General features: G+C 73.0%; 26 protein-coding genes. 14 read left to right on the top strand and 12 right to left on the bottom strand.

Annotation, left to right across the window (positions count from 1 at the left end; genetic code table 11):
• From DEJ46_RS02380 to DEJ46_RS02360, 5 genes are all read left to right on the top strand, one after another.
• Window positions 1–417, top strand: coding sequence for a DUF742 domain-containing protein (locus DEJ46_RS02380; protein WP_150263927.1), 417 nt, complete (start codon window positions 1–3; stop codon window positions 415–417).
• Window positions 398–1,015, top strand: coding sequence for a GTP-binding protein (locus tag DEJ46_RS02375; protein ID WP_150263926.1), 618 nt, complete (start codon window positions 398–400; stop codon window positions 1,013–1,015). The genes DEJ46_RS02380 and DEJ46_RS02375 overlap by 20 nt, the downstream gene beginning before the upstream one ends.
• 228 nt (window positions 1,016–1,243) lie before the next feature.
• Complete coding sequence (locus tag DEJ46_RS02370; protein ID WP_150263925.1) at window positions 1,244–1,657, top strand: roadblock/LC7 domain-containing protein; 414 nt, start codon at window positions 1,244–1,246, stop codon at window positions 1,655–1,657.
• Window positions 1,658–1,767: 110 nt separating this feature from the next.
• Complete coding sequence (locus DEJ46_RS02365) at window positions 1,768–2,904, top strand: DUF6397 family protein (RefSeq protein ID WP_190622387.1); 1,137 nt, start codon at window positions 1,768–1,770, stop codon at window positions 2,902–2,904.
• A 59-nt stretch (window positions 2,905–2,963) separates the two neighbouring features.
• Window positions 2,964–4,511: an ATP-dependent DNA ligase gene (locus DEJ46_RS02360; protein ID WP_150263924.1), complete on the top strand. Its 1,548-nt coding sequence runs from the start codon at window positions 2,964–2,966 to the stop codon at window positions 4,509–4,511.
• An 85-nt stretch (window positions 4,512–4,596) separates the two neighbouring features.
• On the opposite strand, the gene DEJ46_RS02355 is transcribed toward DEJ46_RS02360, so the two are convergent.
• On the bottom strand, window positions 4,597–4,974 hold the full coding sequence (locus tag DEJ46_RS02355) for a hypothetical protein (RefSeq protein WP_150263923.1): 378 nt from the start codon (window positions 4,972–4,974) through the stop codon (window positions 4,597–4,599).
• 251 nt (window positions 4,975–5,225) lie between these two features.
• Between DEJ46_RS02355 and DEJ46_RS02350 the strand changes: the two genes are divergently transcribed.
• From DEJ46_RS02350 to DEJ46_RS02340, 3 genes are all read left to right on the top strand, one after another.
• On the top strand, window positions 5,226–6,017 hold the full coding sequence (locus DEJ46_RS02350; protein WP_150263922.1) for a polysaccharide deacetylase family protein: 792 nt from the start codon (window positions 5,226–5,228) through the stop codon (window positions 6,015–6,017).
• Window positions 6,018–6,409: 392 nt separating this feature from the next.
• Window positions 6,410–7,123: a hypothetical protein gene (locus DEJ46_RS02345; RefSeq protein WP_223834463.1), complete on the top strand. Its 714-nt coding sequence runs from the start codon at window positions 6,410–6,412 to the stop codon at window positions 7,121–7,123.
• Window positions 7,120–7,491, top strand: coding sequence for a peptidase inhibitor family I36 protein (locus DEJ46_RS02340; protein WP_150263920.1), 372 nt, complete (start codon window positions 7,120–7,122; stop codon window positions 7,489–7,491). Before DEJ46_RS02345 ends, DEJ46_RS02340 begins: the two co-directional genes overlap by 4 nt.
• A gap of 12 nt (window positions 7,492–7,503) precedes the next feature.
• Here the strand turns inward: DEJ46_RS02340 and DEJ46_RS02335 are convergent, their stop codons facing one another.
• The 4 genes from DEJ46_RS02335 to DEJ46_RS02320 all read right to left on the bottom strand — a co-directional run bounded on the left by DEJ46_RS02335 (window position 7,504) and on the right by DEJ46_RS02320 (window position 10,686).
• Window positions 7,504–8,274 (bottom strand): rod shape-determining protein, encoded by a 771-nt coding sequence (locus tag DEJ46_RS02335; protein ID WP_150263919.1) that lies wholly within the window; start codon window positions 8,272–8,274, stop codon window positions 7,504–7,506.
• A 195-nt stretch (window positions 8,275–8,469) separates the two neighbouring features.
• Window positions 8,470–9,660 (bottom strand): globin domain-containing protein, encoded by a 1,191-nt coding sequence (locus DEJ46_RS02330; protein ID WP_150263918.1) that lies wholly within the window; start codon window positions 9,658–9,660, stop codon window positions 8,470–8,472.
• Window positions 9,661–9,733: 73 nt separating this feature from the next.
• Window positions 9,734–10,177 (bottom strand): RrF2 family transcriptional regulator, encoded by a 444-nt coding sequence (locus DEJ46_RS02325; protein WP_150263917.1) that lies wholly within the window; start codon window positions 10,175–10,177, stop codon window positions 9,734–9,736.
• A gap of 113 nt (window positions 10,178–10,290) precedes the next feature.
• The gene (locus DEJ46_RS02320; RefSeq protein ID WP_150263916.1) at window positions 10,291–10,686 is read right to left on the bottom strand and encodes an SHOCT domain-containing protein; all 396 of its coding nucleotides are present in this window, start codon (window positions 10,684–10,686) and stop codon (window positions 10,291–10,293) included.
• 326 nt (window positions 10,687–11,012) lie between these two features.
• Here DEJ46_RS02320 and DEJ46_RS39610 point away from each other — a divergent pair, with 326 nt between their 5' ends.
• On the top strand, window positions 11,013–11,171 hold the full coding sequence (locus DEJ46_RS39610) for a hypothetical protein (protein ID WP_223834462.1): 159 nt from the start codon (window positions 11,013–11,015) through the stop codon (window positions 11,169–11,171).
• Window positions 11,172–11,256: 85 nt separating this feature from the next.
• Window positions 11,257–11,361 carry an SHOCT domain-containing protein gene (locus DEJ46_RS02310; RefSeq protein WP_150263915.1) on the top strand — a complete coding sequence of 35 codons (105 nt, stop codon included), beginning with the start codon at window positions 11,257–11,259 and terminating at the stop codon, window positions 11,359–11,361.
• Between the two features lie 52 nt (window positions 11,362–11,413).
• On the opposite strand, the gene DEJ46_RS02305 is transcribed toward DEJ46_RS02310, so the two are convergent.
• Entirely contained in the window at window positions 11,414–11,863 is a 450-nt protein-coding gene (locus tag DEJ46_RS02305; protein WP_150263914.1) for a peroxiredoxin, read from the bottom strand.
• A gap of 105 nt (window positions 11,864–11,968) precedes the next feature.
• Window positions 11,969–12,553, bottom strand: coding sequence for a PadR family transcriptional regulator (locus tag DEJ46_RS02300; protein WP_150263913.1), 585 nt, complete (start codon window positions 12,551–12,553; stop codon window positions 11,969–11,971).
• 174 nt (window positions 12,554–12,727) lie between these two features.
• Here DEJ46_RS02300 and DEJ46_RS02295 point away from each other — a divergent pair, with 174 nt between their 5' ends.
• The 3 genes from DEJ46_RS02295 to DEJ46_RS02285 all read left to right on the top strand — a co-directional run bounded on the left by DEJ46_RS02295 (window position 12,728) and on the right by DEJ46_RS02285 (window position 15,165).
• The gene (locus tag DEJ46_RS02295; protein WP_150263912.1) at window positions 12,728–13,213 is read left to right on the top strand and encodes an SRPBCC family protein; all 486 of its coding nucleotides are present in this window, start codon (window positions 12,728–12,730) and stop codon (window positions 13,211–13,213) included.
• 160 nt (window positions 13,214–13,373) lie between these two features.
• Window positions 13,374–14,747 (top strand): Ig-like domain-containing protein, encoded by a 1,374-nt coding sequence (locus tag DEJ46_RS02290; protein ID WP_223834461.1) that lies wholly within the window; start codon window positions 13,374–13,376, stop codon window positions 14,745–14,747.
• A 109-nt stretch (window positions 14,748–14,856) separates the two neighbouring features.
• Entirely contained in the window at window positions 14,857–15,165 is a 309-nt protein-coding gene (locus DEJ46_RS02285) for a CU044_2847 family protein (protein ID WP_150263910.1), read from the top strand.
• 30 nt (window positions 15,166–15,195) lie between these two features.
• Here DEJ46_RS02285 and DEJ46_RS02280 read toward each other — a convergent pair whose 3' ends face one another.
• The 3 genes from DEJ46_RS02280 to DEJ46_RS02270 form a co-directional block, all read right to left on the bottom strand.
• Window positions 15,196–16,611 carry a threonine/serine exporter ThrE family protein gene (locus tag DEJ46_RS02280; RefSeq protein WP_223834460.1) on the bottom strand — a complete coding sequence of 472 codons (1,416 nt, stop codon included), beginning with the start codon at window positions 16,609–16,611 and terminating at the stop codon, window positions 15,196–15,198.
• 257 nt (window positions 16,612–16,868) lie between these two features.
• Window positions 16,869–17,189: a cupin gene (locus tag DEJ46_RS02275; protein WP_150263908.1), complete on the bottom strand. Its 321-nt coding sequence runs from the start codon at window positions 17,187–17,189 to the stop codon at window positions 16,869–16,871.
• Window positions 17,186–18,511 (bottom strand): MFS transporter, encoded by a 1,326-nt coding sequence (locus DEJ46_RS02270; RefSeq protein WP_223834459.1) that lies wholly within the window; start codon window positions 18,509–18,511, stop codon window positions 17,186–17,188. The genes DEJ46_RS02275 and DEJ46_RS02270 overlap by 4 nt, the downstream gene beginning before the upstream one ends.
• Window positions 18,512–18,639: 128 nt before the next feature.
• On the opposite strand from DEJ46_RS02270, the gene DEJ46_RS02265 reads away from it, so the two are divergent.
• Window positions 18,640–19,527, top strand: a complete 888-nt coding sequence (locus tag DEJ46_RS02265; protein WP_150263906.1) for a LysR family transcriptional regulator — start codon at window positions 18,640–18,642, stop codon at window positions 19,525–19,527.
• Here the strand turns inward: DEJ46_RS02265 and DEJ46_RS02260 are convergent.
• Together DEJ46_RS02260 and DEJ46_RS02255 are read right to left on the bottom strand one after the other, a co-directional pair.
• Window positions 19,516–20,835, bottom strand: a complete 1,320-nt coding sequence (locus tag DEJ46_RS02260) for a M20 family metallopeptidase (protein ID WP_150263905.1) — start codon at window positions 20,833–20,835, stop codon at window positions 19,516–19,518. The genes DEJ46_RS02265 and DEJ46_RS02260 overlap by 12 nt on opposite strands.
• Window positions 20,836–21,013: 178 nt before the next feature.
• A complete protein-coding gene (locus DEJ46_RS02255; protein ID WP_150263904.1) occupies window positions 21,014–21,598 on the bottom strand; it encodes a TMEM165/GDT1 family protein in 585 nt (194 codons plus the stop codon).
• Window positions 21,599–21,771: the final 173 nt, after the last annotated feature.

Raw genomic sequence — 21,771 nt, 5'->3', positions numbered from 1 at the left:
ATGAACGAGGACAGTACCGGCGGCGTCCCGTCCGTCCCGGGCAGTCAGTGGTACGACGCCGACGCCGGGCCGCTCGTACGCCCGTACGCGATGACCGGCGGACGGACCCGTCCGGGGCCCAGCAACGTCCGGTTCGACCTCATCGCCCTCGTGGTCGTCGACGACGACCCGCCGGGAGCGGCGGAGGAAAGCCTCCTCGGCCCCGAACACCGCTCCCTGCTCGCCCTGTGCCGCGCCGAGACGCAGTCGGTGGCCGAGCTCGCCGCCGATGCCGACCTGCCCGTCGGAGTCGTCCGGGTCCTCCTCGGCGACCTCCTCGAATCGGGCTTCGTCCGCGTCAGCAGGCCCGTACCCCCCGCCCAGCTCCCCGACGAAAGAATCCTGAGGGAAGTCATCGATGGCCTACGAGCGCTCTGAGAGCACCGGCGCGCGCGAGGGCGTGGACACCACCGCCCTCGCCCTGAAGATCCTGGTCGCCGGCGGATTCGGCGTGGGCAAGACCACCCTGGTCGGCGCCGTCAGCGAGATCCGGCCCCTGCGGACGGAGGAGCAGCTCAGCCGCGCCGGTGAACTCGTCGACGACACCGGGGGAGTCGACCAGAAGACCACCACGACCGTCGCCATGGACTTCGGCCGCATCACGATCCGCTCCGGGCTCTCCCTCTACCTCTTCGGCACCCCCGGTCAGGACCGCTTCTGGTTCCTGTGGGACGAGCTGTCCCAGGGCGCACTGGGGGCCGTCGTGCTCGCCGACACCCGGCGGCTCGAGGACTGCTTTCCCGCAGTCGACTACTTCGAGCACCGCAAGATCCCCTTCGTCGTCGCCGTCAACTGCTTCACGGGCGCCCGGACGTACGGCGCGCACGAGGTCTCCCGCGCGCTCGACCTGGACCGCGGCACACCCGTGGTGCTGTGCGACGCCCGCGACCGGGACTCGGGGAAGGAAGTGCTCATCCGTCTCGTCGAGTACGCCGGGCGGATGCACACCGCACGACTCCTCGACAGCGTCGGCTGAGGCCCCGCGCCTTCGGTCGGAGACTCCACGGACGCGAAGGGTCCGCCACTGATCCTCGGTCGTCCTCGTCACGCCCCATGGTGCCTCGCACCTCGGACATCGGGCGGGACGCGCGGGCGGGGCCCGGTGCTTGCCCTGTCCACGACAGTGCGTAAGGCTTGCCACGACACGCGGAGCCGGACGACTTGCGGGTCGACGGGGACGAAAGACCAAGGGGGAGGACCACGCATGGCGCTGGACAAGGAACTGGACTGGCTTCTGGACGATCTGACCCAACGGGTCGGGTCCATACGGCACGCGCTGGTGCTGTCGAACGACGGTCTGGTGACGGGCGCGAGCAGTGGTCTCGCGCGGGAGGACGCCGAGCACCTGGCCGCCGTCTCCTCGGGCCTGCACAGCCTGGCCCGGGGCTCCGGCCGGCACTTCCGGGCCGGGCGGGCCCGTCAGACGATGGTCGAGTTCGACGAGGCGCTGCTCTTCGTGACGGCGGCGGGCGAGGGCAGCTGCCTCTGTGTCCTCAGCGCCGCCGAGGCGGACGTCGGCCAGGTGGCATACGAGATGACGCTGCTGGTCAACCGGGTCGGCGAGCACCTCGGCGTGGCGGCCCGCCAGCCGGGCCTCCCGGGTGACACCGCGTACTGACAAGGGTTGTCCACAGGGCGCTGTCCACAGGCCGTCCGAATGATGTCACTCTGCGTTACGTTTTCTCTCGTCGGAGTACGAGAGTGACGAACGCACCGGGGGACCACGCGATGACGGTGGACGAAGGCGCGCGCACGGTGACACCGGGGCAGGCGGCGGAGGAACTGGAGCTGAGGCGCGGCGAGTTCCGGCTCGCGACGCAGCTGGGCCTGGTGAGGACCGTTCCGGTCGGCGACGGGGAGCGGCGGCGTGTCGAGCGGGCTGAGGTCGACCGGCTCAGGGCCGCGCCGGACTTCCCCGAGGGCCTGCGTGAGCGGGTGCGGGCGGTGGGCACCCGGGAGGCGGCGGAGCTCCTGTCCGTGCCGCAGGACCGGTTCACGCGACTGGCCAGGACGGGGCACCTCAGCCCGGTGCGGTTCTATCTGAACCGCTACCGGGCGGTGGTGTGGATGTATCTCGCTGCGGAGGTGGCCGAATTCGCCCTCTCCCACCCGGCACTGCTCAGCGGGCGGCTGCCCCAGGACGTGCGCGAGCGTCTCGACGCGCACGAGGACTCCAGGCCGAGGAACTGGCGGGCGCGCCGGCTCGCCCTGCTGCTGCGGGCCACGGGCGATCCCTGGTCCCGCGCGGCGGCCATCGCCTCCATGCTCCACCCCGGCCATCTGGCCGAGGTCGTCGGCGATCCGTACGAGCGCGCTCACCTCGACCGGTTGCGCCCGCCACCACAGCCCGGCCACCCGGTGTCGCCTGCGGCCCGCGAGGTCGCGGAGCGGCTCGCGCTGGCCGACGAGCCGGACGAGGTCCTCTGGCTCCGGATGAGCCTGGCCCTTGCCCTGGACGAGGCGCGCGCGGACCGCCCCGCTCCGCACCCCGGCGAGGCCCGGGACCAGGTCCACGTGCCGCGGCGGCGGTCGCAGCCGTCACCGCCCGTGGAGCCGCCACCGCCCCGGTGGCCGCTGCAGGCCTCCGACCCGCGCTCGGCAGCGGACCCACCTCCGGACTCGGGTGCTCCACCGGCCTCGATCCGGCCACCGGCCTCCGGTCCGCTGCCGGCGGTGCGAGGCGCGGAGACACCGGCCGTCGGGCGGCCTCCCGTGGTCTTTCCGGGGACGGACCCGGGCCCAGGCCCGGACCCGGTGTCGCGGGCCGGCTCCTCCCGCCCCCGGCTGCTCGACCGGCTCCTCCGCAGGACGGCCGCGCGTGCCACACGCGGGCGGAGAAGGAGGAGGCCCGTGGGCTGGCCCTGACGCGGCAGCGGGTCCGGCGCCGGCGTGCGGCGGAGGCGCGGTGTGGGGAGGATGGGCCCATGCTGCTCGCCCGTGTCGCGGAGGTGTCCCGGGAGGTCGCCGCCACCTCCGCGCGCTCGCGCAAGATCGGTCTGCTGGCCGAGCTCTTCGCGGAAGCCGTGCCCGAGGAGAGCCCGCTCGTCATCGCCTACCTCGCGGGCCGGCTCCCGCAGGGGCGGATCGGCGTCGGGTGGAGTGTCCTCAAGAACCTTGTCCCGCCCGCGATCCCGCCCGCCGAGGTGCCCGGTCTCACGCTCGCGCGCGTCGACACCGCGCTCTCGGAGCTCGCCGCGGTCTCGGGGACGGGCTCCCGGGCGGAGCGGGACCGGCTCGTCCGCTCGCTGTTCACCGCCGCCACCCGTGAGGAGCAGGAGCTCTTGCTCCGGCTCCTCTCCGGGGACGTACGGCAGGGGGCCCTCGACGCGATCGCCCTGGAAGGCGTCGCCAAGGCCGCCGCCGTGCCCGCCGCCGAGCTGCGCCGTGCCGTCATGCTCGAAGGCTCCCTGCCTCCGGTCGCCCAGGCCGTGCTGGCCGAAGGGGCGGGTGCGCTCGACCGGTTCACGCTGCGGGTCGGGAGTCCGGTGCAGCCCATGCTCGCGCACACCGCCGCCTCCGTCACCGAGGCGGTCGCCGACCTGGGCGCCTGCGTCGTGGAGGAGAAGCTCGACGGCATCCGCGTGCAGGTGCACCGCAGCGGCGACGACGTGCGGGTCCACACCCGTTCCCTCGACGACATCACCGACCGGCTCCCGGAGGTCGTCGCCACCGCCCGCGCCGTGCCCTCCGAGACGTTCATCCTCGACGGGGAGGTCATCGCGCTCGACCCCGCCACCGGGCGTCCCGTGTCCTTCCAGTCCATCGCGGCCCGGGTGGGATCCCGTAGCGACGTGGCCGGGGCGCGGGCCGCTCTGCCCCTGACACCCGTCTTCTTCGACGTCCTCGCCGCCGACGGCGAGAGCCTGATCGACCGGCCGGGCCGGGACCGGCACGCCGTCCTCGCCCGGCTGCTCCCCGAGTCCCAGCGGGTCCGCCGCCTCGTCGTCACGGACCCGGCCGATCCCGCACGGGTCGAGGAGGCCGAGCGCTTCTTCACCGAGACGCTGGATCGCGGCCACGAGGGAGTCCTCGTCAAGGCGCTGGACGCGCCCTACGTGGCCGGCCGGCGGGGCCGCACCTGGCTGAAGGTGAAGCCCGTCCACACCGTCGACCTCGTCGTCCTCGCCGTCGAGCGGGGACACGGGCGCAGGACCGGGCTGCTCTCCAACCTCCACCTCGGCGCGCGCGCCGAGGACGGCGGCTTCGTGATGCTGGGAAAGACCTTCAAGGGCCTTTCCGACTCCATGCTTCGCTGGCAGACCGAGCGGCTCGGGGAACTCGCCGTGGCGGACGACGGGTTCACCGTGCGGGTGCGACCCGAGCTCGTCGTGGAGATCGCCTACGACGGGCTCCAGGCCTCGACGCGGTATCCGGCCGGGATCACCCTCCGCTTCGCCCGCGTCCTGCGCCACCGGCCCGACAAGCCCGCCTCGGAGGCCGACACCGTAGAGACGATCACCGGGCGCCGCTGAGACGGGGGCGGGTGACCGTGCGGGCAGACGCGGGCCCCCGGACGGCGCCCGTCCGCTCCGCCCGGGGGGTTGGTCACCTCGTCGCTCAGCGGGAGGCGAGCAAAAGGCGGGCCTCGGTCTCCTGGTCACCCGAGACCGACTGCAGGGACCGGATGTCGAAGCCGGTGGCGAGGACGCGCTCGACCTCGTCGACGGCGTGGTAGCCACCGGTGAGGGTGGCACCGACCAACGCGGACAGATGCGTCGGGCCCACGTCCTCGCGGCGTCCGCCGGCCGTGTCGAACGTGGCGACCCAGACGGTGGTGGCCGGGCCCTCCGCCGTCCGCGGGCCCGGAGTCTCCATGTCCTCCAGCTGGTAGACGCGGTCGAGGACGTCGAACACGGCCTGGGCGTCCTCCCGGCAGCAGTCGCTCAGCTGCACCGTGACGTCGGTGTCGATGTGCAAGTCGTACACGTCGCTCATCTCCTCGCGGCTCCTCGTGCCACGACTCCAGCATCCCTCGCGGCGGGGACTCCAGCATCCCTCGCGGCGAGGACTCCCGCGAGGTCCCGCGGATCCACGTGCGGTCCCGTGAGCTCTCCCCGAAGGGCTTGGGGCACCCCCCTGCGAACGCCGGTATACACCGTGTGTAGAGTCCTCTGGCGTCGCATGATCCGTCCTGACCAGGCGGTGGCGACCCATCGAGGACTTCACCGGGGAAAGCGGGTTCCACCATGTTCGGATTCAGGCCGGGCCGCCGCAGGGGGACAGCGGCCGTCGTACTCGCGGCCGCGTCGCTGATGCTGACGCTCGGCGGGTGCGGGGTCGACCGGGTCACTCCTCAGGACGCCCGGGACGAGGCCGTGACCGACGGCAAGGCGGGTGCGGGCGGGAGCGCTCGGCGCGTCGACTGCGCCGAGGTGAAGTGCATAGCGCTGACCTTCGACGCCGGGCCGGGCAAGGACACGCCCCGGCTCCTCGACGTCCTCAAGGAGAAGCAGGTCCCCGCCACCTTCTTCCTGCTCGGCAAGAGGCACGTCGACCGCTACCCCGAGGTGGTCAAGCGCATCGCCGACGAGGGGCACGAGGTCGCCAACCACACCTGGAGCCACCGCATACTCACCGGCCTCGACAAGGCCGAGGTGCGCGAGGAGCTGGCTCTCACCCAGACCGCCGTCGAGAAGATAACCGGCCGCAAGCCCACGCTGATGCGCCCGCCGCAGGGCCGTACCGACGACACCGTCTCCGAGGTCAGCAAGGAACTCGGCCTCGCGCAGATCCTCTGGAGCGTCACGGCCAAGGACTACTCCACCACCGACTCCGCGCTGATACGGCAGCGCGTGATCGACCAGGCGGGGCGCGACGGCATCATCCTGCTCCACGACATCTACGACGGAACAGTGCCGGCCGTCCCCTCGATCATCGACGAGCTGAAGAACCGGGGCTTCACCTTCGTGACGGTGCCCGAACTCCTCGCTCCCGGAAAGGCCGAGCCCGGGGTCGTCTACGCTCCCGAGGCGGAGTGACGAGACCTGCGGAAACCGGGTGAGCTGACTCACATCACCCACATGTGAGTACACGGAACATTCGGGATAGGTTTACCGTTCATACGTATGTGACTGCGAAGGGGCCCGGTCCCCATGGTCCCCCCCTAGAGGTGACCGCTCTTCGTTGTCACGGCTACAGGCCCCGGTTGGAACCCCCCGTCCAACCGGGGCTTTGTCGTTCCCCGGGACGTTCCGGGGGACGTCCCGGGGTTCGTTCCCGCGCGAGGGCGCCCGAAGGGCGCACGACCCGGCGCGTTCGACCCGTTCGAGTGAGCCTCGGCATGGCCCGTCCGACTACGGGCAGTGATCTTCCCGGGCCCTCCGGACGATCATCCGGACCCCGCCGACCTGGATGCTCGAAGGGGGACCCCATGCTCCGCAGCACACCTCGCGCCCGCCGCGCCCTCGTCACCGCAGCCGCCTCCCTGCTCATCTCCGGCTGCACCGTCGTCGGCCCGGGCACGTCCGGAAAACCGGGCGTTCCGGCCGACCGGAAGGCCCAGGACGCCCTCCTGGAGGCGGCCGAGCACCGGCTCGTCGTCGACTGCCTCGCGGACCGGGGCCTCACCCTCACGGCACGGGCCCGCGCCCCGGACGAGGACCGGACCCTCCAGGCTGCGCTCTTCGGGGCGGGGCCCCGCGAGCTCTCCGTCACGCTCGCCACGGGCGCCACCGTCACCGCCCACGAGGACGGCTGCCTCGCCGCCGCGCGAGCCCGGCTCTACGGCGACGCCCGCCGCTGGTTCCGGGCTCAGGTCACCGTCGGCAACCTTCGCGCCGAGGCCCAGGCCCGCATGCGCGACGACCCCGCCCATCAGGAGGCGCTCGCCCGCTGGACCCGGTGCGCCACCCCGGCCGACCGACCCCGGCCCGCCGCTCCCGACCCCGCCGTCGCCGCCCGCTGCGCCAAGGAGAGCGGACTCGACGACGTTCGCGCCCGACTGGAGGCCGTCGAGCTGGTCGTGGTCCGGACCCTGCACCGCGACCAGCTCACCGCATACCGGCAGCTGCGCGACCGCGCACTGCGGCGGGCAGTCGAACTGCCCGCACCCACCCAACCGCAGAAAGGCCACGAACACTCGTGAAGCGCATCCTCGCCCTCTCCGCGGCGGCACTGCTCGCCGTCACCGCCGGCCTCACCCTCGCCGCCTCGGCAGGCGCCGCCGAATGTCCCAGCGGGGAGTTCTGCGTCTGGCAGGACTCGAACTTCGGCGGCCAGCGTGCCAACTGGAGCGGAGACGACGGCTGGTGGGAGAGCTGGATCTCCGACACCGACTCCTCCTGGGCCAACCACGGCATCTCGGGACCCGGCATCAAGGACCACGTCAAGGTCTACGAGAGCGCCTGGCAGGGAGGCGGTATGACCATCTGCCTCGCCCCAGGGCAGGAGGTCGGCTACAACGGCGCCGCCAACGACCGGGGCGACTCCCACATCTGGTCGACCGGCTGCTGACCTTCGAAAGGATCAGTCGCGGCCGAGGGGGCCGCCCGGGTGGCGCAGGGCGGAGGCCAGCATCAGTCCCGCGCCGCGGACGACGCTCGTCGACGGGTCGCTCGCCAGCCGCAGGCGGGCCCGGAGGAGGTGCGCCAGGCGACCCGTCACGTCCATGCGGTGCGCGCCTCCGCCGGTCACCAGGACTCCGCGGCGCAGCGCGCCGCGGACGGCGCCCGTGCTGTCGTGCCGCCACAGGTCGCTGACCAGGTCGGCAGCCGTCCCGGCGATCGTGTCGGGCAGCCGTCCCGACTCCGGCACGTCGTCGACACCGACCTCTGCCAGCCGTGCGTCCTCCACCAGGCCGTCGACGACGAGCGTCACCTCGGTCAGCTGGGCGCCGAGGTCGACCACGAGCAGGGGCCCACCGCCGGGAGGGGCGGCATAGGCCGCGGCGGCGCGGGCGCTGTCCACGGCGATGACCCGCGCCGGGCCGAGTCCGTCCACGACCCGGCGGGCTGCCTCCCGCTCCGCCGGGGCGGCGAGCACCGGGTGGGTCAGCATCACGACGGTGTCGTGTCCGCCGTCGCCTGGAGCGGCGGCGGTCAGCCGGCGCAGCAGTCGGAGGTGGAAGTCCGCGTCGGTCACCCGGCCACGCCGTACGGGACCGCTCGGCACGTCCGCGAAGACACCCGCCCCCGGGGACCACGCCCGGGTCCGCGAGCTGCCGATGTCGAGCGCGATCCCGCGCACCGGGCGCCGCCCCGTGTCCCGGTCGCCACCGACCGATCCGAACGATCCCATCGCTTCCGTCCATTCACTCCGTACCCGCTGATTGCGAGGCCGATACGGGCCCTCACTATGCAGTATCCGCAGCATGAATGCCATGCCGCTTGGCTATCGAAGGTGGAGGTGCCGATGAAGGCCTCCAGGGCGGGGGCCTTCAGGGTGGAGGCTTCCAAGGCGGGGTGCTTCGGGGTGGGCCTTCAGGAGGGGGTGTCAGTTCTCGGCGCCGAGCCACAGGTCGGGGCCGAAGACCTCGTAGTGGATGTCGGCCGCGGCCGTCCCGCGGGCCAGGAGGTCGCCGCGCACGGTGCGGAGGAACGGCAGCGGGCCGCAGAGGTACGCCGTCGTGCCCTCGGGGAGGTCGAGCGCGGTGACGTCGGCGCGGCCGCGCAGCGCCGCCGAGGCCTCGCCCGGCTCTTCGTACCAGAGGTGCAGGGCCGCTCCAGGCAGTGCCTCGACGAGACGGTGCAGTTCGGCGGCGTGGGCGTGGGACGCGGGGGAGCGGTCCGCGTGCGCGACCACGACCGGGCGGGTCGATCCGGTGGCGGCGAGGTGGTCGAGCATCGCCAGCATCGGGGTGCTGCCGATGCCGGCGGAGGCGAGCAGCAGCGGTCCGTCGCCCTCGGGCAGGACCAGGTCGCCGAAGGGGGCCGACACCTCCACGGTGTCGCCGACGCGGGCGTGGGCGTGCAGCCAGGACGAGACCTCGCCCGCCGGGTCGCCGTCGACCCGCTTGACCGTGATCCGCCACTGCGGGTGTCCGGGAGCGGCGGAGAGGCTGTACTGGCGGATCTGCCGGGCGCCGTCGGGCAGGGTGACCTGCACGCTCACGTACTGACCCGGCCGGAACGCTGAGGTCGGGGAACCGTCGGGGTGGCGCAGGACGAAGGACACGGTGTCGGCCGTCTCCTCGCGGCGCTCGGCGATCTCCATCGGTCGCCAGACCTCGCCCTCGGGGACGCCGGTCTCCTGGTAGAGCCGGGCCTCCACGGCGATGAGCGCGTTGGCCATCAGCCAGTACACCTCGTCCCAGGCCTGGGCGACCTCGGGGGTGACCGCGCCGCCGAGGACCTCGACGATCGCGGCGAAGAGGTGCTCGTGCACCGTCTTGTACTGCTCGGCGGTGACGCCGAGCGAGGCGTGCTTGTGCGCGATGCGGGAGAGCATGGCGTCCGGGCGGCTGTCCGGGTGGTCGAGCAGCGCGACCGCGAAGGCGGCTATGGACCCCGCCAGCGCCTTCCGCTGCTCGCCGTTGACCTGGTTCCCCCGGTTGAACAGGTCGCGGAGCAGCTCGGGGTGGGCGGCGAAGAGCCGTGCGTAGAAGCGCTCGGTGATCTCGTCGAGCGCGCCGCCGACGGCGGGCAGGGTGGCGCGGATGACCGGGGTGGCCTGCTCGGACAGCATGGGAACTCTCATTCTGGTAGATGATCTGCGTATTAAAAGCCATGCCTGCTCCGAGGGGAGGAGCGTGCGTGGTTCAGGCGGAGGGGCGAGGAGTGAGGGAGAGGAGCAGCGGCCCTGTCGGTGAGGCGACGAGCTCCGCCACGGTCAGCGGGTCGAGCACCCGGTAGAACGCCTCCTGCGCCTCGCGCAGGGCCCCTCGCAGCCGGCAGCCCGTGCGCAGCGGGCACGGAGGGTCGCCCTCGCAGCCGACGACCTCTTCCTCGCCCTCCAGGGTGCGGGTCAGCCAACCCACCGAAGAGCGTCGGCCCAGCTCCGTCAGGACGAGGCCGCCGCCACGGCCGCGCCGCGCCTCGACCACACCGAGGTGCTGGAGCCGGGTGACGACCTTCGCCATGTGGGCGTAGGGCACGTCCATCGACTCCGCCACCTCGCGCGTGGTGACGGACTCGTCCTGCGCGATGACCGCCAGGCGCATCACGGCACGGAGCGCCAGGTCGGTGAACTTCGTCAGCCTCACGATCCGACACTATCAAAGCGGTATTCCGCATACGCATTAAGGGGGCGGCGTGCGAGCCCGTGGCCCGCACGCCGCCCTTCTCCGGCCCCGCCTTGCCCGGGCCGGACCTGCCCTCAGGCCAGAACCTTGGCCTTTGCCTTCTCGAACTCCTCGGCCGTGATGGCGCCCTTCTCCTTCAGATCCGCGAGCCGCGCCAGCTCGTCGGTGGCGCCGCCGCCCGGCGCCGTTCCCGCCGTCTTGCGGATGTACTCCTGGAACGCGGCCTCGGAGTCCTTGGCCTGCTTGATGTCACGCTGCCCCATGCTCTTGCCGCGGGCGATGACGTACACCAGCACGCCGAGGTAGGGCAGCAGGATGCAGAAGATCAGCCAGCCTGCCTTGCCCCAGCCACCGAGGTCGTGGTCGCGGAAGATGTCGGTGATCACCTTGAAGAGCAGGAAGAGCCACATGATCCAGAGGAAGAACCACAGCATGGTCCAGAAGACGTTGAGGAGGGGGTAGTCGTCCATTCCTGCGCACTCCGTTCCCGCACGGGCCGTGGAGGCCCGGCGTACGAGTGAGTCTCGTGCAGGCGCCGCGCCCCCGCATGTCGTGGCGGCCCGGCGTGCGGCCCGCTCCACCGCGTGTTCGGATGGTGGCCGAGTGCCGCAAGAGCAACGGAGCGCCATGGGGCCGGTGGAATGTGTCGTGCTCGCCTTCCCGGGGGAGCGGTTGAAGGTGCCGGGGTGACGGCCGTCGCGGACCTGCGCAGAGCGGGTCAGGTCCGGCTGATCGCCTCGGCCCCGAGGACGCGGCCGAGGCGGCCGAGACCCTCGCACCGGGTTCCTGCGCGCTGATGCTGCTCGTCGAACACGTCCGGGCCGCCCGCGCGACGGAGGCGATCCGCGAGGCCGGCGGCCGGATCTCCGGAACCGTGCGCATCCCGCCCGACCACGTGGAGCAGGCGATGGACGCGCACCGCGAAGCCATGGCCGCCGTGGCCGGAAGGGGCTGACCGGTGTTCATGCGACGCCGTCCCCTCGCCCGTCCGGTCGTCCGCCCCCGGGAAGCACCCCTGCTGCGCGGCGCCCTCGTGGGCGGTGCGGCCTAACGACCAGCTGGCCCGGCTCGGTGAACTGGCCCGGCAAGGCCTGCTCACCCCCGAGGAGTTCGCGGCGGCCAAGGCCAAGATCCTCGGAGTCTGAGCGGCCGAAGGGCGCAGGCGCCTCTGCTCCGGCGCTTCGGACGCGTCGAACTTCAGCCGCGCCGCAGAGCGGACAGCGCCCGGTCCGCGTGCGCGCTCATGCGGAGTTCGCTGCGCACGACCTCCCGCACGCGCCGGTCCTGGCCGATCACGAACGTGATCCGCTTCGTCGGCGCGAGCGAGAAGCCCCGCTTCACGCCGAACCGGTCCCGCACGGTTCCGTCCGGATCCGACAGCAGGGGATAGCCGAGGGAGTGACGCTCCGCGAATTCCAGCTGGCGGTCCACCCCGTCGGTGCTGATGCCCACGGGCAGCGCGCCGACGGCGCGGAACTCGGCGGTGAGATCGCGGAAGTGGCAGGCCTCGGCAGTGCAGCCAGGGGTCATCGCCGCCGGGTAGAAGAAGAGGACAACCGGCCCCTCGCCCAGCAGCCCGGAGAGGGAGCGCGGGGTGCCGGTTTCATCCGGAAGGGTGAAGTCCTCGACAAGGTCACCGACGTTCATGGCGGTCCGTCCCCGATCCGTCCGTACGCGACCCCCGGCGCCTCCGGTGGCCGGCCGGTGACGTTACCGCAGAGTAGGGGAATCCCGTAACCCCCGCCGCCGGCCTCAGCGGGCAGGCTCCGGCACGCCGCCCTGCGCCGCCGCGCGCCCGTCGAGCACGGTGAGGGTCCGCTCCCCCCAGCGCAGGGTCTCCTCCTCGAAGAACCGGCCGCGCATGAGCGTGAGATACGGGCCGACCCGATCCGTCTCGCGGAGATACGTCTCCTCGTCCCGCCCGTCGAGCATCCGCTCCCGCAGCCGGTCGTATCGGGCCAGCTTGGTCCGGGCCGTCTCCATCCGCTCGGCCACGAAAGCCCGGACGGCCTCCGTGTCGCCCTCGTCGCAGGCCTGCACCTGGACCATCAGCTCGTCACGGATGGCGCTGGGGCGCGGAGGCGTCGACGTGTAGGCGTACAGATCGCGCCGCCCCGGCTCCGTGAGACTGAACATCCGCTTGTTCGGACGCCGTTCCTGCTCCACCACACGCGCCGCGATGAGCCCGGCCTCGGCGAGCCGCTCCAGCTCGCGATAGAGCTGCTGCGGGGTGGCGGCCCAGAAGTTGGCGACGGACACGTCGAAGATCTTGGCCAGGTCGTATCCGGAGGCCTCGCCCTCCAGGAGAGCTGCGAGGACGGCGTGCTTGAGGGACATCCGGACAAACTAGCAGCACGTTGAATAGTTTCCTCCGCACCTATTCAAGGACCGCAGGACCGGCGGGCCGGGGCCGGTCACGCGCCCCGGCGGCGCTTCGCTGGCACGTCGCTCCCGCGCCTGCCTAGGGTGGAGGGAGAAGGCCACGGGGGCGTAGATCCGAGGGGCAGCGCGATGTGCAGCGACACGTTCGTCTACACCACCTATATCCGGACCACTCCCGACGAGCTCTGGAAGGCACTCACCGAACCTGAGCTCACCCGCCGCTACTGGGGCGTGGCCTTCGAGTCGGAGTGGACCCCCGGTGCCACGATGGTGTGGGACGAGGCCGGGCGCAGGACGGTCGACCCCGAGCAGGTCGTCCTCGCCGCCGAGCCCGGCCGCCTCCTCTCGTACACCTGGCACACCTTCACCCCGGCGTGGGCGGAGGCCGTCGGCCTCGACCGGGAGGTGTACGCGCCGCTGACCCGGGAGCGCCGGTCGCGGGCGACCTTCGACATCGAGCCCTCGGGCGACACCGTCAAGCTCACCGTCACCCACGGCGACCTGGAGCCCGACGGCATCATGCGAGGGCTGATCGGAGAGGGCTGGCCCGCGCTGATCTCCAGCCTCAAGTCCCTCCTGGAGACCGGCGAGGAACTCCCCGAGCCGCCCCGCTGACCTGCGCCCGACGCGCGCTGGCCCATTCGAGTCGTCTCCGTCCCCACTCCGCCGCCACGCCCGGCGCCTTGATCATCTTTTCCTCCTTTCATCCGTTTTGATGCTGCGGTCGGCGACACCCGCCGACGTCGCCGTCGTCCGGAAAGGGAGGGTGTCCGACGTGCCGTCACGCAGATACGTACGGGTGTGGGGAGCGCTGTCCCTGACCGTCGGAGCCGTCCTCGTCGGTACGGTGGCCCAGTCGCCCGCCGACCCGGACACGCTTCCGGCCGGGGCGACGGACTCCACCGCCGTGGTCTCGGTGGACGGCTGCGACACCGGCGTCCTGTGTTCCGCGCCCCGCCACACAGTGGCCCTGAGTGCAGGCCTCACCTCCGCGGGACGCACCCTCACGGGGCAGCCCTTCATGCTCGGGGCACAGGCCACAGGGCCCGTCTCGCTGCTGCTCCGCAGCCCCGGCCGGCTAGCCGACGTCACCGTGACCGACCGACGAGGCCGCCGGGTCGCCGGAGCACCGAGCGCGGACGGCACCCGCTGGACGAGCACCACCGCCCTGCCTGCCGGAGGTCGCTACACGGCCCGCCTCGTCGTCGAACGGTCCGACGGCGGAGCCCGGCCCGAGGCGCCCCGGCGGCACGTCGCCCGGCTCGACTTCCGCACCGCCGCCGCGCCTCCCGGAGAGCGGCTCACCGTCACCTTCGGGCCGGAGGACGGCGGGACGTACGGCGTCGGCCGGCCGATCACCGCCGAACTCAGCCGCCCCGTACCGGCGGACGAGCCCGGCTCCCGCCGCCGGGTGGAGCGCGCCCTCCAGGTCCGCAGCGAACCGAGGGTCGAGGGCGCCTGGCACTGGGTCGACTCCACCACCCTCCACTACCGGCCCCGTGACTACTGGCCCGCCCGCGCCACCATCCGCGTCCACAGCGGCCTCGACGGGCTCCGCGTCGGCAGCGCCCTCCACGGCGGCCGGTCCCGCCCGCTCACTGTCACCACCGGAGAGCGCGTCGAGGCCGTCACCGACGTGGCGGCCCTCGAGATGACCGTCTTCCGTGACGGCCGGGCGGTCCGCACCATCCCGGTCACCACCGGGAAGGCCGGGTACCGGACCCGGGGTGGCATCAAGGTCGTCCTCGGCAAGGAGCCGCTCGTCCGCATGCGGGGCGACTCGATCGGCATCGCTCGCGGCAGCCGCGACTTCTACGACCTCAAGGTCCGTTGGGCCACCCGGGTGACGTGGAGCGGCGAGTACCTGCACGCCGCGCCCTGGTCGCTCGACGCGCAGGGCAACGAGAACGTCAGCCACGGCTGTACCGGGATGAGCACGGAGGACGCCGCCTGGCTGTTCCGCACGGTCCGCGAGGGCGACATCGTCCGGGTCGTCAACGGCTACGGGGAGCCGATGACCCCGTTCGGCAACGGCTTCGGGGACTGGAACCTCAGCTGGGCGGAGTGGCGGCGCGGCAGCGCCCTCACAGGCCGGGCCGCGGCCGGCCCGGCCCCGGCAGCGGAGGGCTCTCTGCGCCCCGCGCTCTGATCCGTACGCCGACGGGCCCGCGCCACGCCGAGTGCCCGTCGGACGCCCCCCGTCCCGTACCTCTCGGTGATACTGACGTTCCGTCAGGCAGCCAGTCCAGGGAGCTTCGATGTCGGACGTCACCAAGGTCGAGGTCGGGGACGCGACCCTCTTCGTGGAAGCTCGGCGGCTCGGCCCCGACAGCGAGCTCGAAGGGTTCGGCGACCGGCTGCCGGACCTCTCCGCGGTCACCGGGGCGCTCGCCTCCTTCGCCGGACAGATCGGCGAGGCGCTCGACCGGGCGGCCCCCGACCGGGCGACCGTCGAGTTCGGCTGCCAGCTCGGTCTGGACGCGGGCAAGCTCACCGCCCTCGTCGTCCAGGGCAGCGCGAACGCCAGCCTGCGGGTGACGCTCGAATGGGAGAAGTCGCCCCGCTGACACGGCCCGGCCGAGGACTTCGCGCGTGACCTACATGTTTCCCGGAGACCCCGGAGACCCCGGAGACCCCGGAGACCCCGGAGACCCCGGAGACCCCGGAGACCCCGGAGACCCCGGAGACCCCGGCGACCCCGGGACCCCCGACTCCGCCGTGACGTCCGGGGTGGGCGAGTCCGGCGGGGCCGGTGTGCCGAGCATCAGCCGGGGGCGCCGCTGGAGTCCGGCGCCGACGAGGACGCCCATGGCGATCGAGGCCACGGTGATCACCATGCCGACCATGCTGTCGAGGCCGCCAGGGGTGTCGCCCGCGACGATGATCTCCGAGATGCTGGTGAGGCCGACCGCGCCGGGTACGAGCAGCCAGAAGCAGGGCAGGAACACCACCTGGTCCGGGGTGTGCGAGCGGCGGGCGATCCACTTGGCCATCGGCGGCAGCAGCATCCCCGCCGCGAAGGCGCCGAACGTCACCCCGGCGAACTCCGAGGCCACCGACTGCACGAGCCGTTCGGTGAGCAGCGCGCCCAGGAGCCAGCCCGTGACGCGCGGCGGGGCGGAGAAGTACAGCAGGAAGCCGAAGCCGAGGAGCAGCACGCCGACCCACGGTGCCCAGAGGCCGAGGGCGGGTGCAGCGGGGCCGCCCGGCGGGCGGGGGTCCACCAGCTCGGTGCCGACCAGGATGCCGATGGCCAGGAGCAGGAGGACGTTCGCGGCCCCGGCGAGGCGCGAGATGCCCGACAGGGCGGCCCCGGTCGCGAGTTCGATGGCGCCCAGGGTGAGTGCGGAGCCCGGCAGGAAGGCGATCAGCGGGGGGATGTAGAGCACCGTCGGCGCCTCGTGCAGCAGCGGGCCGGCCCACTGCTGCGCGGCCGCCGTGACCAGGATCGCCGCCACGACCGGCAGAGCGGTACGGGCCGCCGGGAGCCGGTCGCCGAACAGGCGCAGCAGACCGACACCCGCCCCCAGGACCCCGTACCCGATGACGGCGGGGACGGTCGCGTGCCGCATGGCGCCCAGGCCGACGGTCAGAAGGATGTAGCCGAGGACCGTGGCGGCCGGGCTGAACCGCTCCGGCTGCGTCCGGACTTCCCGCAGCGCGCGCCGCGCCTCCTCGAACGGCACCTGCCCCGAACGCATCCGCTCGACCAGCGACTGGAGCGCCTCCACCTGGTCGAGCCGCAGGTCCGGTCCCTCGACGGGGGTGAAGTCGAGCTCGCCGCCCCGGCCGTCGGGTCCACCGCCGACCCGGACGAACAGTCCCGTGGGGACCACGAAGCTCTGCACCCGCATGCCGTAGCGGGCGGCCACGTCGTGCAGCACCCGCTCGACCTCGGCGGTCCGGTCCCCGGCGCGCAGCAGCTCGGCGCCGAGTTCGCACAGCAGCGCGGCGAGGTCCCGCAACCACTCACGGCCGGCGCCCTCGGCCTCCGGCACGGTCAGGGTCTTCACCCGCCGCCGGGGTCGCAGCGCGGCAGCCCGCCGGGCCAGACCACGCACATCAAGACGGGACAAAGGGTGCATTCGCGCACGTTAGCAGCGGATCCGAACCCTCACCTGCCCGCTCCGTGTGCCGGACCCGACTCCGGGCCCGGTCGCAAGGCTCAACCTGTGGTCGACGGTGAGGGTCACCGGCGTGTCCCGGTCCACGAAGCGAGGCTCCCGTCGCCCAGTCGCGTAGTCACACGATCGCGCCGTCGTTCAGTCGTTCAGTCGTTCACGGCGGTCAGCAGGACCACCGCATCCTCCACGGCCGTCAGTCCGTGCCGTTCCTTGGGGATCATCCGCAGCGCCGCCGCCGGGAGCTCCTCCGCCCAGCCGGCCGCCGTCAGCTTCACCCGGCCCCTCAGGACCTGGAGGCTCGCGGCCGGTGGCGCGTTGTGCTCGTCCAGGGACGTGCCCGACGTCAGGGCGATGACGGTCTGCCGGAGTACTCCGTCGTGCATGACCAGATGGGCGCTGCGCCCGTGCGGCGCCGTGCGGGCAGCGGCCAGGTGCTCGTCGGCGAGCGCGGTGAGGTCCAGGATCATGTCTCTCCCTGCGGGGTTCTCTCCTGCGAGGTGCTCGGGCGGATACCCCCAGCCTCCCGCGTGGTGTCCGGGCCGCAAGTCGGGACCGCCGGTCGCGCCACGACCGTCACCACGAGACCGGCGACCGCGACGCAGGCCCCCGCCGCCAGGAGGGCGGCGGACCAGCCGTACGCCGTGTACAGCCAGGAGCCGGCGAGCGAGCCGAGCGCCCCGCCGCCGAACGTCGCCAGCATGAAGACGGTGTTCACCCGGGCCGCCACCGCCTGGCCGATCGCGAAGATCCGGGCCTGACTCGCCACCTGGCACGAGCTGACCCCGATGACCAGCAGATTGGCCCCGGCCACGAGCGCCACGGGGGAGTACGGGGCGGACCCCGCCACCCCCAGGCCGAGCCCCGCGGCCGCCAGCCCCCAGGTGTTCACCGCCCGCGCCCCGTACCGGTCGGCCGCCGGACCGGCCACGGCCGAGAGGAGCGCCGCCGGCAGGGTCAGCAGCCCGAAGAGCCCGGCGGCGCCCGGCCCGTACCCGAGGGGCGGGGCCGCCAGATGGAACGCGAGCACGGACCAGAAGACGCTGAAGGCGGCGAAGACGCACGCCCCGAGCAGCGCCGAGATCCGCAGCTCCCGATGGGCGGCGAGGAGTCCCGGCAGCCCGGCCAGGAGCCGGAGGTACGAGGAGCGGCGACGGCCCGCCGGCCGCGTGTCCGACGGCTCGCCCATCCGCCGCGGCAGCCGCCGGGGCAGGACCCACAGCAGTGCGGCCGTCGCCGCCGCGGCGACCACGTAGGCCGCGCGCCAGCTCCCGCTCGCGTCGGTCACCGCGCCCGAGACCGTACGGGACAGTGTCGAACCGAGCGTGAGGCCGAGACCGACGAGCCCCACCACCCTGCCCCGCCGTCCCGGACCCGCGAGCACCGCCGCCACCGGGGTGAGGATCTGCGGGAGCACGGTCGTGGTGGAGAGGGCCAGTGTGGCGAGCGTCAGGGTGACCACGTCGGGCGCCGCGGCGGCGACGAGCAGCGAGGCGGTGGTCAGCGCGAGCAGCACCGAGGTGAGCCGGCGCAGCCGCGCGGTGTCGGCGAGCGGCACGAGCAGCAGGATGCCGAGCGCGTACCCGATCTGGGCCGCCGAGGCGATCAGCCCCGCTGTTCGCTCCGAGGCCTCCAGGCCCCGTGCGACGGCGGCCAGGAGGGGTTGCGGGAAGTAGATGTTGGCGACGGTGACGGCACCGGCGACGGCGAAGAGCAGGACGTTCACGTTCGGGGCGGGAGGCCCGGCCGGGGGCACGGGCGCGGGAGGTACGGCGGCGGGGCTCGGTTCCACGGACTCTCTTCCGTACGGGGGGGGCGACGCCTTCAGGCTCCTCGCCGCCACCCCGTCGAAACAAGATGCGATCATCAAAGCGGCGTTGAGCCACACTCAACGATCGGATGAAGCCCGGAGGAGGTCCGATGTTCGAACGGTACGAGCTGGAGGCGTTCCTGACGCTCGCCGAGGAGCTCCACTTCGGGCGCACCGCCGAGCGCCTCGGCGTCTCCACCGGCCGGATCAGCCAGACCGTCAAGAAGCTGGAGCGCCGCGTCGGCGCCCCGCTCTTCGCCCGCACCAGCCGCAGCGTCCGGCTCACCCCCGTCGGCCGACGCCTGTACGAGGACGCGCTGCCCGCCTACCGGCAGCTGCGCGCCGCGCTCGAACGCGCCACCGAGGCCGGTCGGGGCGTCCACGGCAGACTGCGGACCGGCTTCGCCACGCCCTGGGGCGGCGAACTGCTCACGGCCGCCGCCGACACGCTGATCGCCCGCCACCCCGGCTGTGAGATCACGGTCCGCGAGGTCCCGCTCGACGGCGGCTCCGCACCGCTCCGGGACGGCACACTCGACGTGCAGTTCGTCGCGTTCCCGGTCCGCGAGCCGGACCTCACCACCGGCCCCGTCGTCGTCACCGAGGACCGGGTCCTGCTCCTGCCCGCAGGGCATCCGCTGGCGGGCCGGGAGTCCCTCGGTCTGGAGGACCTCGCGGGGCTGGCCATGATCGCCCCCGAGGGCGCGAGCCCCCGCTACTGGCGGGACCACCACTTCCCCCGCCGCACTCCGTCGGGCGCCCCCGTCGGCCGGGGGCCCTCCGCCGCGACCTGGCAGGAGGTCCTCTCCCATGTGGGCGCCGGGCGGGGCGTCGCAACCGGTGCGGCGCTCGGCGCCCGCTACCACCCGCGCCCCGGCATCGCCTACGTTCCCCTGCGGGACGCCCCGCCCATCGAGTACGGGCTGGTCTGGCCCACGGCCGCGGACTCCGCGCTGCTCAGGGCCTTCGTCGAGGCGGTCGGCGCGTCACGCCCCTGAGTCCTCGGGCGTGGCCGCAGCCAGAGCCCCCGTCAGATGGTCGTACGCCACGTGCGCGTGGAGCCGGACACCGGTGACGAGGGTGTCGTCGTCCGCGTAGAAGTGCGGATGGTGGTTGGTGGCGATCCCGCGCCCGCCCGGCACCGGCACCGGCCTGCCCGAGGGGTCGAGGGCCGCGTCCTGGACCCCGAGCGTCACGTACAGGCCGCCGAAGCGGCGTACGAACTCGGAGACGTCGTCGTACCCGAGCGTGCCCCCGGTCTCCACGACCCGGTCCTCACCCACGACCCGGCGGAAGGTCGGCAGCGCCGACTCGACCCAAGGCCGGCTGTTGTGCACGGGTGGAACGGGCTGGAGGTACTCCACCGAGGCCGTCGCCCCGTATGCCGCCGCCGAGTGCTCCACGAGCGTCGTCAGCCGCCCCTGGACCTCGGCCATGTCCGACTCGACGGCGCACCGGACCGTGCCCCACAGCGTCACCGTCTGCCCGATGATGTTGAACCGGCCGACGTCCTCCACGTGCCCGATGGAGACCGTGACGGGCGCGAAGGCCGAGACCTGCCGGTACAGCTGGCCCACACCCGTCAGGACCGCCCCCACGGCCGGCATCGGATCGACGCCCTCCCAGGGAGTGGAGCCGTGGGTCTGCTTCCCGGTCACGACGACACGGACGAGCGCGGACGCGGCGTACTGATTGCCGATCCGGTAGCCCACGTGACCCTTCGGAAAGGGCGTCACGTGCAGGCCGAAGGTCATCGTCGGCACCGGGTCGGCGAAGGCGCCCGCCTCGACCATCGCCCGCGCCCCGCCCTCCTCGGTGACCGGTGGGCCCTCCTCGGCGGGCTGGAAGACGAAGAGCACGGTGCCGGGGAGGCGGTCCCGGACCCCGGCGAGCACCGCCGCGGCACCGAGCGCCATCGCCGTGTGGCAGTCGTGGCCGCAGGCGTGCGAGACGGGGAACGGGCCGCCCGGATAGCCGGCGTCCACGACGTCGGCGGCGAACTCCGCCCCGCACAGGTCCTTGACCGGCAGCGCGTCCATGTCCGCCCGGAGCGCCACGACACGGCCGCCCGGCTCCGCGCCCGCCCCGCGCAGGACGCCCACGACACCGTGTCCCGCGATGCCCGTCCGCACCTCGTCGAGGCCGAGCGCGCGCAGCTCGTCCGCCACCAGCCGGGCCGTGTTCACCTCCCGGTTCGACAGCTCCGGGTGCCGGTGCAGATGGCGCCGCCAGGCGACCACCCGATCCGCCACCTTCGCCGCCCGCTCGTCCAGTTCGTCGTGTGTCGCGTCCGGCTCCGTGCTCAACGGGGACTCCCTCCCGTACGGCTTGCGCCCTGACCGTGGGGCAGTGCCTCACCAGACTGTCACCCAGGGGCGTGAACGGCGCTCGGCGCGCACCGGGTACAGGAACGCCGCACACCCTCCGGCCGGTACGGGACGGGGGGTGCGCGGTGTGGGAGGGGCGGCTGTGAGCCGAGGGGCGTCAGCCGGTGAAGACCTCGACGAGTGACCAGATCGCGAGGCCCGCCATGCACACGCCGCCGACGCGTTGCACGGTCTTGAGCGGTACGCGCTTGGCGATGAAGCGGCCCGCGACCAGGGCGAGGGCGGAGACGCTCATCAGGGCGGCGAGCGAGCCGATGGCCGTCGACCAGGTGCCGTTGGTGGCGGCGAGGTTGGCGGTGGTGATCTGGGTGAGGTCGCCCCACTCGCTGATGAAGACGGCCATGAAGGCGGTCGAGAAGACGGGCCAGAAGCCGGTCACCGTCCGGCCGCCCTCGTCGCCGTCCTCGTCGTCGCCCCCGCCGCGCAGCAGCATGAAGGCGCCGAAGGCGAACAACAGGGCCGAGACCAGCTTGACGATCCAGCCGGGGAGCAGCCCGAGCAGGCTGCCGGCTCCCACGGCGATGGCGACATGCGCCAGGAAAGCGGTCGAGGTGCCGATCCAGACGTACAGCGGACGCATGCGCGTGCCCATGGCGAGGGACGCGAACATCGTCTTGTCGGGAAGCTCGGCGAGAAAGATCAGCCCGAAGGCGGTGACGATCGCCAAGGGGTCGAGGTGCATACCGGGGCTCTCTGCTCGATCCGGGCCCGTGGGCTCCGCACCTCAAGGCGACGGGACGACCACTCGGCCCGGCATGACGGACCACGCCCACGGGGACGCGGACGCGGTTGACTGCCTGGCCGAAGGTCTCGCCCGTCCACGTCGTACACGCCGTACGTGGACCCGGTCACCGG

Origin of the sequence: Streptomyces venezuelae (assembly GCF_008642375.1) — a bacterium.
GTDB lineage: Bacteria > Actinomycetota > Actinomycetes > Streptomycetales > Streptomycetaceae > Streptomyces > Streptomyces venezuelae_G.
The sequence above is the reverse complement of the archived record's forward strand: the minus strand, read 5'-3'. Positions and strand labels throughout refer to the sequence as shown.

Excerpts from the sequence above, each read along its gene's own strand:
- DEJ46_RS02380 (WP_150263927.1), top strand. The coding sequence starts at position 1 with ATGAACGAGGACAGTACCGGCGGCGTCCCGTCCGTCCCGGGCAGTCAG.
- DEJ46_RS02375 (WP_150263926.1), top strand. The coding sequence starts at position 398 with ATGGCCTACGAGCGCTCTGAGAGCACCGGCGCGCGCGAGGGCGTGGAC.
- DEJ46_RS02370 (WP_150263925.1), top strand. The coding sequence starts at position 1,244 with ATGGCGCTGGACAAGGAACTGGACTGGCTTCTGGACGATCTGACCCAA.
- DEJ46_RS02365 (WP_190622387.1), top strand. The coding sequence starts at position 1,768 with ATGACGGTGGACGAAGGCGCGCGCACGGTGACACCGGGGCAGGCGGCG.
- DEJ46_RS02360 (WP_150263924.1), top strand. The coding sequence starts at position 2,964 with ATGCTGCTCGCCCGTGTCGCGGAGGTGTCCCGGGAGGTCGCCGCCACC.
- DEJ46_RS02355 (WP_150263923.1), bottom strand. The coding sequence starts at position 4,974 with ATGAGCGACGTGTACGACTTGCACATCGACACCGACGTCACGGTGCAG.
- DEJ46_RS02350 (WP_150263922.1), top strand. The coding sequence starts at position 5,226 with ATGTTCGGATTCAGGCCGGGCCGCCGCAGGGGGACAGCGGCCGTCGTA.
- DEJ46_RS02345 (WP_223834463.1), top strand. The coding sequence starts at position 6,410 with ATGCTCCGCAGCACACCTCGCGCCCGCCGCGCCCTCGTCACCGCAGCC.
- DEJ46_RS02335 (WP_150263919.1), bottom strand. The coding sequence starts at position 8,274 with ATGGGATCGTTCGGATCGGTCGGTGGCGACCGGGACACGGGGCGGCGC.
- DEJ46_RS02330 (WP_150263918.1), bottom strand. The coding sequence starts at position 9,660 with ATGCTGTCCGAGCAGGCCACCCCGGTCATCCGCGCCACCCTGCCCGCC.
- DEJ46_RS02320 (WP_150263916.1), bottom strand. The coding sequence starts at position 10,686 with ATGGACGACTACCCCCTCCTCAACGTCTTCTGGACCATGCTGTGGTTC.
- DEJ46_RS39610 (WP_223834462.1), top strand. The coding sequence starts at position 11,013 with ATGCTGCTCGTCGAACACGTCCGGGCCGCCCGCGCGACGGAGGCGATC.
- DEJ46_RS02305 (WP_150263914.1), bottom strand. The coding sequence starts at position 11,863 with ATGAACGTCGGTGACCTTGTCGAGGACTTCACCCTTCCGGATGAAACC.
- DEJ46_RS02300 (WP_150263913.1), bottom strand. The coding sequence starts at position 12,553 with ATGTCCCTCAAGCACGCCGTCCTCGCAGCTCTCCTGGAGGGCGAGGCC.
- DEJ46_RS02295 (WP_150263912.1), top strand. The coding sequence starts at position 12,728 with ATGTGCAGCGACACGTTCGTCTACACCACCTATATCCGGACCACTCCC.
- DEJ46_RS02285 (WP_150263910.1), top strand. The coding sequence starts at position 14,857 with ATGTCGGACGTCACCAAGGTCGAGGTCGGGGACGCGACCCTCTTCGTG.
- DEJ46_RS02275 (WP_150263908.1), bottom strand. The coding sequence starts at position 17,189 with ATGATCCTGGACCTCACCGCGCTCGCCGACGAGCACCTGGCCGCTGCC.
- DEJ46_RS02265 (WP_150263906.1), top strand. The coding sequence starts at position 18,640 with ATGTTCGAACGGTACGAGCTGGAGGCGTTCCTGACGCTCGCCGAGGAG.
- DEJ46_RS02255 (WP_150263904.1), bottom strand. The coding sequence starts at position 21,598 with ATGCACCTCGACCCCTTGGCGATCGTCACCGCCTTCGGGCTGATCTTT.